The 13,143-nt window shown below is 53.2% G+C and carries 12 protein-coding genes; 10 read left to right on the top strand and 2 right to left on the bottom strand.

The window, feature by feature from the left end; all coding sequences use genetic code 11:
- The first annotated feature begins 45 nt into the window (after nt 1-45).
- From RB297_RS24940 to RB297_RS24895, 10 genes are all read left to right on the top strand, one after another.
- The gene (locus RB297_RS24940; RefSeq protein ID WP_375121712.1) at nt 46-1,479 is read left to right on the top strand and encodes a bifunctional metallophosphatase/5'-nucleotidase; all 1,434 of its coding nucleotides are present in this window, start codon (nt 46-48) and stop codon (nt 1,477-1,479) included.
- A 70-nt stretch (nt 1,480-1,549) separates the two neighbouring features.
- A complete protein-coding gene (locus RB297_RS24935) occupies nt 1,550-2,374 on the top strand; it encodes an undecaprenyl-diphosphate phosphatase (RefSeq protein ID WP_192570829.1) in 825 nt (274 codons plus the stop codon).
- Nucleotides 2,375-2,482: 108 nt separating this feature from the next.
- Nucleotides 2,483-3,586 carry an HD-GYP domain-containing protein gene (locus tag RB297_RS24930; protein WP_192570830.1) on the top strand — a complete coding sequence of 368 codons (1,104 nt, stop codon included), beginning with the start codon at nt 2,483-2,485 and terminating at the stop codon, nt 3,584-3,586.
- Nucleotides 3,587-3,598: 12 nt separating this feature from the next.
- Nucleotides 3,599-5,860, top strand: coding sequence for an MMPL family transporter (locus RB297_RS24925; RefSeq protein WP_375121711.1), 2,262 nt, complete (start codon nt 3,599-3,601; stop codon nt 5,858-5,860).
- A gap of 137 nt (nt 5,861-5,997) precedes the next feature.
- Nucleotides 5,998-7,137: a radical SAM/CxCxxxxC motif protein YfkAB gene (yfkAB, locus tag RB297_RS24920; protein ID WP_009595820.1), complete on the top strand. Its 1,140-nt coding sequence runs from the start codon at nt 5,998-6,000 to the stop codon at nt 7,135-7,137.
- A gap of 25 nt (nt 7,138-7,162) precedes the next feature.
- Nucleotides 7,163-8,494: a hemolysin family protein gene (locus tag RB297_RS24915; RefSeq protein ID WP_192570833.1), complete on the top strand. Its 1,332-nt coding sequence runs from the start codon at nt 7,163-7,165 to the stop codon at nt 8,492-8,494.
- A 28-nt stretch (nt 8,495-8,522) separates the two neighbouring features.
- Nucleotides 8,523-9,554 carry a sporulation integral membrane protein YtvI gene (gene ytvI, locus RB297_RS24910; RefSeq protein ID WP_009595724.1) on the top strand — a complete coding sequence of 344 codons (1,032 nt, stop codon included), beginning with the start codon at nt 8,523-8,525 and terminating at the stop codon, nt 9,552-9,554.
- A gap of 150 nt (nt 9,555-9,704) precedes the next feature.
- Nucleotides 9,705-9,926: a spore coat associated protein CotJA gene (locus tag RB297_RS24905; protein WP_096776328.1), complete on the top strand. Its 222-nt coding sequence runs from the start codon at nt 9,705-9,707 to the stop codon at nt 9,924-9,926.
- A gap of 6 nt (nt 9,927-9,932) precedes the next feature.
- Complete coding sequence (locus tag RB297_RS24900) at nt 9,933-10,208, top strand: spore coat protein CotJB (RefSeq protein ID WP_036659829.1); 276 nt, start codon at nt 9,933-9,935, stop codon at nt 10,206-10,208.
- Between the two features lie 90 nt (nt 10,209-10,298).
- Nucleotides 10,299-10,868 (top strand): manganese catalase family protein, encoded by a 570-nt coding sequence (locus tag RB297_RS24895; RefSeq protein ID WP_096776327.1) that lies wholly within the window; start codon nt 10,299-10,301, stop codon nt 10,866-10,868.
- Between the two features lie 99 nt (nt 10,869-10,967).
- Here the strand turns inward: RB297_RS24895 and RB297_RS24890 are convergent, their stop codons facing one another.
- Nucleotides 10,968-12,338, bottom strand: coding sequence for a sensor histidine kinase (locus tag RB297_RS24890; RefSeq protein ID WP_277746734.1), 1,371 nt, complete (start codon nt 12,336-12,338; stop codon nt 10,968-10,970).
- The gene (locus RB297_RS24885) at nt 12,335-13,021 is read right to left on the bottom strand and encodes a response regulator (protein WP_096776325.1); all 687 of its coding nucleotides are present in this window, start codon (nt 13,019-13,021) and stop codon (nt 12,335-12,337) included. Before RB297_RS24885 ends, RB297_RS24890 begins: the two co-directional genes overlap by 4 nt.
- Nucleotides 13,022-13,143 lie beyond the last annotated feature (122 nt).

The following is a 13,143-nucleotide window of genomic DNA, read 5'->3' as shown; positions in this document are numbered from 1 at the left end:
AAGACCGGAAATTATCGTAAAAGTAACTTGGGAGGGGGCCGCCAGATGGGGCTTAAAAGCAATAAACAAAAGCTGACCATATTATATACCAACGATATACACAGCCATTTCGAGATGATGAGCAATGTGGCGGCACTTATTTCCCGGGAAAAGACGGCTGCCGGCGATAAGTCGATCGTGCTGGATATCGGAGACCATATGGATCGCGCATCGGTGGAAACCGAAGGCTCAATGGGGCAAGCGAATGTGGATGTCATTAATTTGACAGGATACGACGCGATTACGATCGGCAATAACGAAGGCCTGACCATTTCGTATGATGTTCTGGAGCATGTATATGCCGGACTGCAGTGCCCCGTCGTTTGCTGCAACATCAGGGAGACGGAGAGCGGCAGTCCTCCCTCATGGATGAAACGGCATGTGATCCTAGAGCGGGATGGCATTTCGATCGGGCTCACCGGCGCGACGGCAGCTTTTGCAGGATTTTATCAATTGTTAGGCTGGGAAGCAGGAGACCCGGTGGAGGCCATTGCCGAACAGGTTCGAGCGCTTCAGGGCCAGTGTGATATCGTTATCGTTTTATCCCATTTAGGACTAACGATTGATAAAAGATTAGCAGAACATGTAGAAGGCATTGATGTCATACTTGGCGGCCATACCCATCACATCCTTGAGGAGCCGCTAATGATCGGGAAGACAGCCGTATGCGGCGCGGGCAAATTCGGACAATACGTAGGCCGCCTCGTTATGGAGCGGAATGACGTTGGTGAACGGTTTGCATGCGTAGAGGGAACCTTGCTGCCTGTGGATAAAAGCTTAATGGAGCCCATCGTGGAGCAGGCCATCCTGAAACATCGTGAGCTGGCCAAGGAGAAGTTAACCGAAGCCGTGGCCGTAATCGACCGCAGCCTGCCGATCCATTATGAGGAGGAATCGCCGTTTGCGAACCTGTTGGCTCAGGCCGTGCTGCAGCACACGGGCGCCGAAATTTCGATCGTCAATTCCGGGCAGCTGCTGGGACCGCTGCCGGAGGGCGAAATCAGCACCGGGATGCTGCATGGTTTGTGCCCGTCACCGATTAATCCCTGTGTCGTGAAATTGCGGGGAGAACACATCTATCAGGCGCTTGAAGAGAGTCTGCTTCCGGAGTTTAGCGGGAAGAAGATCATGGGCTTCGGCTTCCGCGGGTATCTGTTAGGGGGCCTGGCCGTCGATGGATTAAAGATCCGATATGACAAGGATGGAGAGCCTTACCGGAAGATCACGCAAATCTCCTTCAAGGGACAACCGCTGGAATGGCAGCGGGAATATCATGTGGGAACGCTCGACATGTTTACTTTTAAAATCGGATACGAGACCCTGGCGCTTGGAACGGATACGGTTTATATGCTGCCCGAGTTTATTCGAGACCTGCTGCGGAACGAGCTTTCGCGTCCCGGATCGCTTGAAGCGTCCATGATTTCACGCTGGATATCCTGACAACCCCCGACTAACTTCCTTTGGCCGAGCATACATATGAGGAGGACAAAGGTAAGGGGAGGGGTAGGACATGGATTTTATCACATCCATCATACTGGGGATCGTGGAAGGACTAACCGAATTCATTCCGGTGTCTTCCACGGGCCACATGATTTTGACGGCCAAGGTGCTCGGTTACGATGACCAAACACCGATCATGAAGACGTTTGAGGTTGTCATTCAGCTGGGAGCCATTTTGGCGATCGCGATTGTTTATTGGAATCGGATTTTGAATCTGCTCGGGTGGAGCCGAAGCGAGCCGTTGACCCGGAAAGTGCCTCGGAGGCGATTGAATCTGATGCATATATTTTTGGGGATTGCTCCGGCCCTGCTGGTTGCGTTTTTTGCGAGGGATTTCATCAAAAGCCTGTTCCATGCGCAGACGGTGCTGTTTGCGCTTGTTGCCGGCGGCATTTTTATGATTTTTGCGGAATGGTACAATAAGCATAAAGTCCAAGTGACCACGCATGATATGGATGATTTGACATATAAGCAGGCCTTTCTGATTGGGATCTACCAGATCATATCCGTCTTATGGCCGGGCTTTTCCCGTTCGGGGTCCACGATCTCCGGGGGTATGCTTAGCGGTGTGAGTTATAAGGCATCGGCCGATTTCTCGTTTATTATCGCGATTCCCATCATGTGTGCCGCATCGGGATATGAATTGCTGGATTCTTACCGATATTTTACTTTAGATACGATCGGTGTATTTCTAGCCGGTTTTATCGTTTCGTTTGTTGTCGCTTATTTTGTCGTCTTGGCCTTCATGAAACTCATACAGAAGATAAGGCTTACTCATTTTGCGATCTACCGTTTTGGTCTCGCCGCCGTTTTTTGGCTGTTCATCATGCATTAAGCAGGAGTAGACACAAGAAGGAGATCCGGCTTCTTCGTATCGTGATCCACTGAAGACTAGACGCTATATCCCACACAAGTTTCAGAATAGCAGAGGAAGTGACGGATTTTGCGTCTTATACCTATCAACGCGTTGAGGCCGGGCATGGTTCTTGGTAAGAAAATATACAATAGTGACGGTTTAATCCTGCTTGCCGAGGGCGTGGAACTGACAGCCGGGCTGATCCGCCGTCTGGGCACGCTGGAACTCGGGTATGTATACATCGAGGATCCGATGACGGAGGATATCGTGGTTCCGGAGCTGTTGACCGAAGAGACGCGGCTGCAGGCGATCCAATCGATTCGGACCAGCTTCAAGAACCTGGAGAGCCAGGCTGCTCTGAAAGGCAGCTTCCTTCATTTGGGCAAAACGTTCTCCGGGATGATGGAGTCCATTATGGATGAAATTTCGGAGCATGATGAGGGCATGGTGCTGCTGACCGATATGAATACGAACGATTACAACCTGTACCGTCATTCTCTGAACGTATGCGTCTACTCGACGGTTCTTGGCGTGTCTTACGGGTATAACCGGGAAGAGCTGAGGGTGCTCGGCCTGGGGGCCCTGCTGCACGATATCGGGAAAACGCGGATAAGCCAGAAGCTGCTGAACCATCCAGGACGGCTTAGCGAGGAGGAATTTCGCGAGGTCCAGAAGCACACCGAGATCGGCTTCAAAATATTGAAGGACGAGCCCAACATTCCGCTGTTATCGGCGCATTGCGCCCTGTCACATCATGAGCGCCTGGATGGCAGCGGTTATCCCCGGGCTTTGAAGGGACCTGACATCCATGAATACGCCAAATGGATCGCGATTACGGATTCTTACGACGCGATGACCACGCAGCGGGTGTACAAGCCTGCATTGCTGCCGCACGAAGCGGTGGAGGTCATGTACGCCGGATCGGGAACGCTGTATGAACAATCATTCCTGGCCATGTTTCGGGATCGGGTAGCGATATATCCTCCCGGGATCACCGTGAAATTGCATACGGGTGAGAATGGAGTGGTATCCAGGATCCACGCGCATGTGCCGCATCGACCCGTTGTCCGCGTATTGACGGATGCCGAGGGCACCCCGTTATCCGCGCCTTACGAAGTGGATTTATCCGAGACGCTGGCCGTTATGATCGCCGGCATCGGACAGAGCACCATAGATCAAACTGGAGCATAAGGAGGTTGACTCGTGAGACGTAACGGCCATGCAACATTGCTGCATACATGGGGGCGACTGATTTACCGCTACCGTAAAGCCATTGTTGTAACCTGGCTTATTTTGTTTTGCGTGCTGCTTCCGTTTGCGTTCAAGCTGCCGTCCATATTGCAGCATAACGGGTTTACGCCGAAGGATAGCCCGGCCCAGATCGGAATCGAGAAGCTGGAGGAGGGTCTGGGGTTGTCGGCAGCCTCGCTGGATATCGTCGTTGTCAGTCGACACGATGAGAACCTGACGGCAGGGACGGCGCAGAGGCGGATACTGACGGAGCTTGCGCCTTTGCGTGACCGCCCATATGTCAGGGATATGTATATGAATATCGCAGCTCATCAGGCCGGCCAGGATCATATCGTATCCGTGACGGTGCTGCTGGATCTGGATTCCTCGAAAGCCCTGCAGCAGTTTGAAGAGATCAGAGACTCGGTTCCCGACATCACGGGAGCGGATACGTACATAACGGGAAATACCGCCATCTTCGCCGATATGAATCAAGCCGTTAAGAGCGATATTATCCATGCGGAAATGATAGGCATTCCTGCAGCCTTGCTCATCCTGGCGGTCGTATTCGGCACATTGACTGCCGCGCTTCTTCCTTTAATCGCCGGAATTGTCAGCGTGGTGGTCACGATGGGCATTCTGTATTTTGTCGCTTTGGCCGACGGCTCGATCAGCAATTTTCTTCCGAATGTCGTCACGATGCTGGGTCTGGCCGTAGGCATTGATTATGCCTTGCTGATCGTTAGCCGCTTCAAAGAAGAATTGCGGACACGGAGCGGGGATGTGGGATCCGCCCTGGCTATCACTTGCGCAACCGCCGGCAAAGCAGTGATGTTCTCGGGTGCTGCCGTGTTGATCGGTTTTGTGGCGATGAGTTTCATCGACCTGCCGATCTTCCGCTCTTTCAGCATAGGCGGCATTACCGTCGTGCTGTTCTCGGTGCTGGCCGGCAACACGCTTCTTCCGGCTTTATTGGGGATGCTGGGCCCCCGCATCGATGCGCTCCCTCTCTTTCCGGCCAAACTCCGGTCGCTTCGGGGCCGGCAGACCTCGGGCATGTGGAGAAGGATCTCCGGTTTTGTTATGGCCCATCCCGTGACCATCTCTGTAGCGGCGATCGGTTTGCTGCTGGTGGCGATCTATCCGGTCCGAAACATGAGCATTGCCATCCCCGCTGCCGAAGTGCTGCCCCCCGCCTATGAATCCCGTTATGGCCACGACCTGCTTACGCAGGCTTATGACGAACGCGAATTGAATTCGATCGTTGTGGCGGTGGAGCTTCCGTCCTCCTATGCGGATCCGCACAGCATCGAGCTGATGAAGGCGTACACGGATGAAATCAGGCTCATGCCAGGCGTGAAGCGGGTAGAGAGTTATCTGAGCGTTGGCAGGGGTTCGGTGGAGGAAGTATCGAACGTTCTGTCCCGCCAAGAGATCCGCCGGCAGCTGGAGCAGCATCGTTTTGTCAGAGGAAATATGGCAGCCGTTGCCGTGACTCCGGAGCATGAGGAATCCCATGCACTCACGATGCAGCTTGTCCAAGCGCTGCGGACCATGGATACGAATGAACTGAAGACCTATGTCACCGGCAGCCCCGCGTATAAACTGGACATCATGGAAGCCATCCAGCAGAACATTTCCTACGTCCTGGTATTCGTATTTGCGGTGACTTATATCATCCTCCTCTTCGCATTCCGGTCGATCGTGCTCCCCTTAAAGGCCAGCGTCATGAACATGCTCAGCCTGGGCGCCGGACTCGGTATCGTGGTGTGGGTATTTCAGGAGGGCATTGGTGCGGAGTGGCTGGGCGTTTCCTCTACAGGGTCCATCTTCGCGCTTTTGCCGGTCCTGATATTCTGCGTGGTGTTCGGCATATCGATGGACTATGAAGTCATGATGCTCTCGCGGATCATGGAGAACTATGAACGGACGGGGGATAACGAATTCAGCACGGCCGAGGGCTTGGAGAGTACGGGCGGCCTGATTACCAGCGCGGCTCTGATTCTGGCCGTCGTTGTGGGTGCCTTCGTATTTACGGACAATGAAGTGATGAAAGCGATCGGTTTAGGCCTGACAGCAGCCATTCTGCTGGACGCGACCGTGATTCGGGTGCTGCTTGTGCCTGCATTCATGAAGATGCTGGGCAGAGCGAATTGGTGGAGTCCCGCATGGATGTTTCCGGCATCTAAGCTTGCTTCCAAGGAACGTTCAGACAAACGGGGGGAAGCCGGATGATTTCCAGCCGAACCAAGCAGAAGCCTTCTGTTTGGGTATGTTATAATCATATAATGGACATTATCAAAACCGTAGAGTACATCCAAGCAAGTTGTACTGACTGAATCGGTAATTCAAAGAAATAAGGTGAGTGAACCATGAGTAATACAGCACAGCCGTTTCCATCAGCCGTAAGGCCTATTTCGCCGAGTTATGATCCGTGGGATCCGATAACTTCCCTGCGCGAGCATGGCCGCCACGTGCTGACCAGCGTGGAAATGACAGTGACGCATCTGTGCAATATGCGCTGCGAGCATTGCGCTGTCGGTGATATGCTCGTCATGAAGGAAGCCCCGATGCTGCCCCTGGATACGATGCTGAAGCGGCTGGATGAGGTAGAGCATCTGCAGACGATCAGCTTGACGGGCGGTGAACCGGCGTTTTTGGGCAAAACGGTGGATAACGTGATTGTTCCCCTGCTCAAGTACGCCAAGGAACGGGGAATCCGGACTCAGATCAACTCCAATCTGACGCTGGATATCGGCAGGTACGAGAAGATGCTGCCCTATCTGGACGTTATGCATATTTCGTTCAATTACTTGAACGGGGACGACTTTTATGAGGTCGGATTTGCGAATAGCGCTCGCCCTGTCTCCAAGGAAACGGCATACAAGATGTACGACACGATGCTGGTCAATTCCGAGAAGCTGAGCGCGGCCGGCATGTACATATCCGCCGAATCAATGATTAACTACAGAACGCATACGAAACTGGGCGGCATTCATAAGCTGATCAAGGACATGGGCTGCAAGCGGCACGAGGTTCACCCGATGTATGCTTCGAACTTTGCATCCGCGCTGCCCGTCTTGTCTTTGGCCGATACGAAAGCCGCCATCCATCATTTGCTGGATGTCCGAGACAGGGACATGTGGATGCTGTTCGGAACGCTGCCGTTCTATGCCTGCAGCTCGGACGATCATGACCAGGAGATCATTCGCCGCTTGCGGCAAGAACCGAACGTAACGGTGCGGAACGATCCGGATGGCCGTAACCGGGTGAATGTGAATTTATTCTCGGGCGACGTGTACGTAACGGATTTTGCTGATATCCCGGCTTTTGGTAATATTAAGGAACAGAAGCTGGACGATATTTTTGACGCATGGTCTACAGGGCATCCGTTGAATCAAACGGTCAACTGTCACTGCGATGCAGTGAGCTGCTGCGGCCCGAACCTGTTGGTAGCCGACATGTACTATCGGGGTGTGGATTTCAAGTCGAGAAAAGCAAAGACAAACTAGAACCCTAGAAAGAAGGCGTGTCATCATGGCAGAGGAATTTGAGGTCGGGAAACTGATTTTGAATTTACTCTTGGTTTTCCTGCTCGTTTTGTTGAACGGCGTGTTTGTAGCCGCCGAATTTTCACTCGTGAAAATGCGCCAATCCAGGCTGACCCAGCTCGTTAGCGAAGGAAACCGGCTTGCCGGCATTGCGCTGAAAGTAAACCAAAAGCTGGATGCTTATTTATCCGCCACCCAACTCGGGATTACCCTGACTTCCCTGGGACTCGGCTGGATCGGGGAGCCCGCCATTTCCGAATTGCTGGTAGCTCCCATCATGCACAGCATCGGCTTTGCGGATGAGCGATTGATCAGCACGATATCGGTCGCGGTGGGCTTCTGTATTATCACCTTTTTGCATATTGTGTTAGGGGAGCTTGCACCGAAATCTTTGGCTATTCAGCGGACGGAGGGCACGGCACTGCTTCTGTCAGCCCCGCTTCTCTGGTTTTACCGCATTTTTCTGCCGGTGATCTGGGTGCTCAATGCTTCCGCTAACCGTATTCTGAAGATGGTCGGCATCGAGCCAGCAAGCGAGGCCGAGGCAGCCCACTCCGAGGAAGAGATTCGGATTCTGATGACCGAGAGCGCACGGAGCGGTGTCATCGACGAGAACGAGATGAAATTGATGGACAACCTGTTCGATTTTTCCGATTTGAGAGCCAGGGAAATTATGCTGCCGAGGACGGATATGGACGTATTGTTCACCAATTTTACCTTGGAGGAGAACCTTCGGATCGTCAACGAGACGAAGCATTCCCGTTACCCGGTTGCCACGGACAACAAGGACCGCATCATCGGATTTGTCCACATTACGGATCTCCTTCTGGCAGAGCCGGAGAAACAGCGTGATCTGACATCCTTGGTGAGACCGATTATGGACGTATCGGAATCTATGGAGATCAGCCAGGTGCTGCGGAAGATGCAGGCGAGACATGAGCAGCTTGCGCTCGTGGTGGACGAATACGGAGGGACCGCCGGCATTCTCACGGCTGAGAAGATTCTGGAAGAGATTGTCGGGGACCTGTACGATGAGTTCGAAGACGAGCGGCCGGAAATCGAAGTCTATGATGAGTCCTTTTCGGTAGACGGGCGAATGCTCATCGAGGAAGTGAATGATTTGACCGGCTTGATGATTGATGAGCATGACGTCGATTCCATTGGCGGTTGGTTGTTCAAGGAGCTGGAAGGGAACCCGGCAGTCGGGAAGAAAACCACCTTTGACGGGGTGGTATTTGAAGTTGAGGAATCTACCCGGTTGCGCGTAACCCGCGTCATGATTCATCAGAAGCTGGAAAGCAGCCTCACCCAGAACTAGCAAGACTCTATTGGTTAGGAAGTGGATTATGTCGATTAAGCAGCTGATCTTTATCGGTCTGGGGCTCCTGTTGCTGTACGGAATGTTTACGGTCGGAGCTCCGTTCCTGTTGGCTATCGTGATTGCTATTGCACTGGAGCCGTTAAATCGGCTCTTGATGAAAAGGCTCCGGCTGAACCGCATTGCGGCCGCAACCGTGACCAGCACGCTATTTCTTCTCTTGATGCTGCTTCTGGCTTATCTGATCGGGCTTCAGGTGTTTAACCAGCTGGTCGAATACTGGAGCAGGGCTCCGCAATATTTTGCGGGGGCCAATGAATTCCTTCAGCATACGATTATTCAGGCTCAGGACATGCTGAACGGCGTTTCGCCGGGCCTTGCCGACAGTCTTACCGAATTTATGTCGAATATTTCTTCCTATGTGCAGTCGCTGGTCAATTCGGTATCTTCAACCTTCCTGTCCTTTGCCAAAACGCTGCCTAACCTGTTTGTCACGTTCATCGTATTCTGCGTGGCGGTATACTTGTTTGCGTTCAGCCTCGATACGATGCGCGAAAAGGTCTTGTCGCTGTTCGACGAGTCTTCCCAGTCGCAGGTGAATGAAGTGCTGCTCAGCCTGAAAAAATCGATATTCGGCTTTTTACGGGCCCAGCTGATCCTCAGTTTGTTCACGTACGTGATCACGCTGCTCGGCTTGCTGGTATTAGGTATCAATTACCCGCTTGCCATCGCCCTGCTTGTCACGATTGTCGACATCCTGCCGATCCTTGGCGTAGGCTCCGTACTGATCCCATGGTCCATTTACCTGCTCGCGGTAGGCGATATTTTTACTGGGATCGGCTTGATTTTCCTGTTCATCCTGATTACGGTGATCCGCCGCGTGCTGGAGCCGAAGGTCATTGGGGATGCCGTCGGCATCGGCGCATTACCGGCACTGGTCAGCATGTATGTCGGATTTAAGCTGGTTGGCGTGATCGGATTTTTTATCGGCCCCCTGGTCGTCATTATCTATTCCGCCATGCGTAAAGCGGGCTTGTTCCAAATCAAGATCAAATTCTGAAGGACAACTTGATGCGAACCCTTTTCCCGGGAATATTCCAGGGAAGAGGGTTTTTTTGTCATTTTGGAGTTCATTTTCTGGGCGGAAGACATATGTTAAATACGAAGAGTCCTTGAAAACGACGGATAGTAACGATAAGGAGGAATACCCTTGAAGGAAAACCCTGAGGTGCGCGTATACCCGGTATTTCATTCGCCATTTGATCCTTGCCCGCCCAAGCTCTACAGAACGTATGTGGTGCCGGTTAACCAGTATCTCGTGTTTCAACCGCCCGGCCTGCCGCAGTTTAGCCCTGCCGAGGCATTGAGACACGGAACGTTATGGCCGTCCTTGTATAGCCCGTATACCTCGCGAAAATTTAAAGGAGAGTGATCGGCCGTGAACGAAGCCAGACCCCAGGTTGGAGATCGGAAGTATTACGAAATGCTGGAGCAGCTTCAGGCATTGGATTTTGTCCTCGTCGAGCTGAACCTGTATTTGGACACCCATCCGGATGATCTCAAGAGCATCGAGCAATTCAACAAGCTGACGCAGGAAAGGACGGTGCTCGCGAAGCAATTCCAGGAGTTGTATGGGCCCCTGCAAAATTTTGGCCGTGCTTATTCCAAATATCCGTTCGAATGGGCCCAAGGCCCTTGGCCTTGGCAGGTTTGACGGCGTTGGCCAGCGGGCTGCTGCTTGCTTCACCACCTGCATGCAGCCCTCACGAAGAGGAAAAGCGAGAACAAGGAGGCGGAAGAGCCCATGTGGGTATATGAAAAAAAGCTTCAGTATCCGGTGCGCGTAAGTAAATGTGATCCGAGAATGGCAAAATTTTTGATGGAGCAATATGGAGGCGCTGACGGCGAGCTGGCCGCCGCGCTGCGTTATCTGAACCAGCGGTATACGATTCCAGACAAAGTGATCGGATTGCTCAACGATATCGGAACCGAGGAATTCGCACATCTCGAGATGATTGCCGCGATGGTGTACAAATTGACGAAGGATGCAAGCGTGGCGGAGCTGGAGGCAGCCGGATTGGGCGCGCACTATGCCAATCACGATCATGCGCTGTATTACGAGAATGCCGCTGGGGTTCCGTTCACGGCAACTTACATTCAGGCAAAAGGCGATCCGATTGCGGATTTGTACGAGGACATTGCGGCAGAAGAGAAAGCGCGCGCTACATATCAATGGCTCATCGACATGACCGACGACGTGGATTTGCAGGACAGTCTCAAATTTTTGCGGGAACGGGAAATCATTCATTCCCTCCGCTTCCGGGAGGCCGTTGAGATTATCAAGGAAGATCGGGAAACGAAGAAAATATTCTAGGGTGCGTACATCGTTAGCCCCACCCAAGTGAATCGTTCATGACAGGCCCGGCCGATAGCGGCCGGGCCTGTTTATGGTGGAAGGGAGATATCGCGGCCATTAGGTCCCGCGCAGCTCCTGGTCCGAATCATGATACGGCAGCCGGACCGTAAAGGTGGTACCCTGCCCCGGCTTGCTCTCTGCCTGAATCGTGCCTCCATGAGATACGATGAATTCCTTGGCAATCGCAAGACCTAGTCCCATGCCGCCTTGATGCCGTGCACGCGCTTCATCCGTGCGGTAGAAGCGGTTAAAGAGATAAGGAAGATGCTCTTCTTCAATCCCTGGGCCCGTATCCCGAATATCGATCCGAAGCATGCCGGATGGGGACTCCTCTAACAGCGAAACATGGACAAGCCCGCCATGGGGCGTATACCGGATCGCGTTGACGAACAGATTCAGGAACACCTGGGTGATTCGACTAGGATCAACGGGTACGGAGGTGCGTTCCGTAGCGCTCGTCAGTCGCAGGGCCAAGTTTTTGGCCTCCGCCTCAGGCTCTACCCGTTCCCGGATTTGACTCAGCAGAACCAGCATATCGGTTGGTTTTCGAACCAGCGGCAGCTGCTTCGCTTCGGCTAAAGATAATTGATGGAGGTCACCCACGAGCCGGGTTAAGCGAATCAATTCGTCCTGGATGGGAAGCAGCAGTTCGGGTTCGATCGGCTGCCGATTCTGTTGAAGCAGATCCAGCTTTCCCCTCACGATGGTCAGCGGTGTGCGAAGCTCATGGGCGACGTCAGCCACCAAATTGCGGCGGACCATTTCCGATTGTTCGAGCTTGGAAGACATTCCGTTAAAAGCGACGGCGACCCTCCCGTATTCGTCCTCCGAGGTGACGGGGGCCTGAATGCCGTATTCGCCTTGACCGAGGCGTTCGATGGCCGGGACGAGTTTGCGCAGGGGCGCCGTGAGCCTTCGCGATATCCAGTATGCCGCCCCGAGGGATAGCAGGACGAAGAGGATGGTGCCTCCGCCCAGCAGAATGATGATGGATGTGGGCGTGCCGATCCGAAGCTTGGTCAGGTTTGCCACGTCCGTATCATAATAATACAGCTCCGCGACCGCGTCGCCTTCAACATGCAACGTCCGCTTTACCCCCAGACGTTTGATCAGCTGCTCTACAGCCTCCCCCTCATGCAAGAGGGTCGTTTGTTCCCCTGATACCAGCAGGATGCTCTCCTGGCGGTCAGCCGAACGGGGACTGTCCGCTAACCATGCCTGATCCTGAACGGCACGAAAAGTATGCCCATTCTTTACGTAGTAGCCGACCAGCCGGTCCTGGAGCTGATCCAGCTCTTCTTCGCGCGAGGTTTGCAGCATGACATCCATGGAATCGCGGATCACGATATAAGTAAGAAGGACGAAGACGGTGCTGAAACCGATAATGAACGACGAGAGGACGATGAAGATTTTGCGGCCCACGCTCATGGCTGCTGCTCAAACCGGTAACCGAATCCATACACCGTTTTGATAAAAACGGGCTCGGCCGGGTCATCTTCGATTTTTTTGCGAATCCGGCTGATATGGGCGTCCGCGGTCCGTTCATCATTGTGGATATCATCCTCCATGGCCGCCTGAAGCAGCTGCAGACGGCTGTATACCACGCCAGGCCTGGAAGCAAGGGTCAGGAGCAGCTTGAATTCGGTAGGCGTAAGCAGGATCTCCCGGTCGTGTTTCCATACCCGGCATTGGGTTTCCGAGATCGTTAAATCGCCGCGCTTAAGCATTTCTTCAGTAACCGATTCGCCTTCTATTCTGCGAAGGACCGACCGGATACGCGCAGCCAGCTCCCGCAGGGAGAAAGGCTTGGTCATGTAATCGTCTGCGCCTACCTCCAGCCCGATCAGCTTATCGGTTTCCTCAATCCTGGCGGTAACCATAATAATGCCGACACGGCTTGATTTTCTGAGCTCCCGGCATACTTCAATGCCGCTTAATTCCGGCAGCATCCAATCCAATACGACCAGCGACGGCTTGGCGTCTCTCGCTTTGGCCAAAGCCTCCGTGCCGGTCGAAGCGGTAATGATGTGAAATCCCTCCTGCCGGAGGAACGGCTCCATAAATTCAATGACTTTCCGTTCATCGTCCACAAGAAGCAAGGTATGTGCCATGCAAGCATCCTGCCTTTCCATTGATTCGTTAGGTTCAGCGGTAAATCCACCCCATTATATACGGTATCCAGCCGCAATTGGAAAATTTCACGGAATCCGCAAGCCATCATCACAAGATCGCA

Origin of the sequence: Paenibacillus sp. CR_12, from assembly GCF_041953985.1 — a bacterium.
Lineage (GTDB): Bacteria > Bacillota > Bacilli > Paenibacillales > Paenibacillaceae > Paenibacillus_AQ > Paenibacillus_AQ lautus_A.
Note: the sequence above shows the minus strand (reverse complement) of the source record. Positions and strands in the feature narration are given on the sequence as shown.

Excerpts from the sequence above, each read along its gene's own strand:
- RB297_RS24915 (WP_192570833.1), top strand. The coding sequence starts at position 7,163 with ATGGCAGAGGAATTTGAGGTCGGGAAACTGATTTTGAATTTACTCTTG.
- RB297_RS24895 (WP_096776327.1), top strand. The coding sequence starts at position 10,299 with ATGTGGGTATATGAAAAAAAGCTTCAGTATCCGGTGCGCGTAAGTAAA.
- ytvI (WP_009595724.1), top strand. The coding sequence starts at position 8,523 with ATGTCGATTAAGCAGCTGATCTTTATCGGTCTGGGGCTCCTGTTGCTG.
- yfkAB (WP_009595820.1), top strand. The coding sequence starts at position 5,998 with ATGAGTAATACAGCACAGCCGTTTCCATCAGCCGTAAGGCCTATTTCG.
- RB297_RS24935 (WP_192570829.1), top strand. The coding sequence starts at position 1,550 with ATGGATTTTATCACATCCATCATACTGGGGATCGTGGAAGGACTAACC.
- RB297_RS24890 (WP_277746734.1), bottom strand. The coding sequence starts at position 12,338 with ATGAGCGTGGGCCGCAAAATCTTCATCGTCCTCTCGTCGTTCATTATC.
- RB297_RS24940 (WP_375121712.1), top strand. The coding sequence starts at position 46 with ATGGGGCTTAAAAGCAATAAACAAAAGCTGACCATATTATATACCAAC.
- RB297_RS24885 (WP_096776325.1), bottom strand. The coding sequence starts at position 13,021 with ATGGCACATACCTTGCTTCTTGTGGACGATGAACGGAAAGTCATTGAA.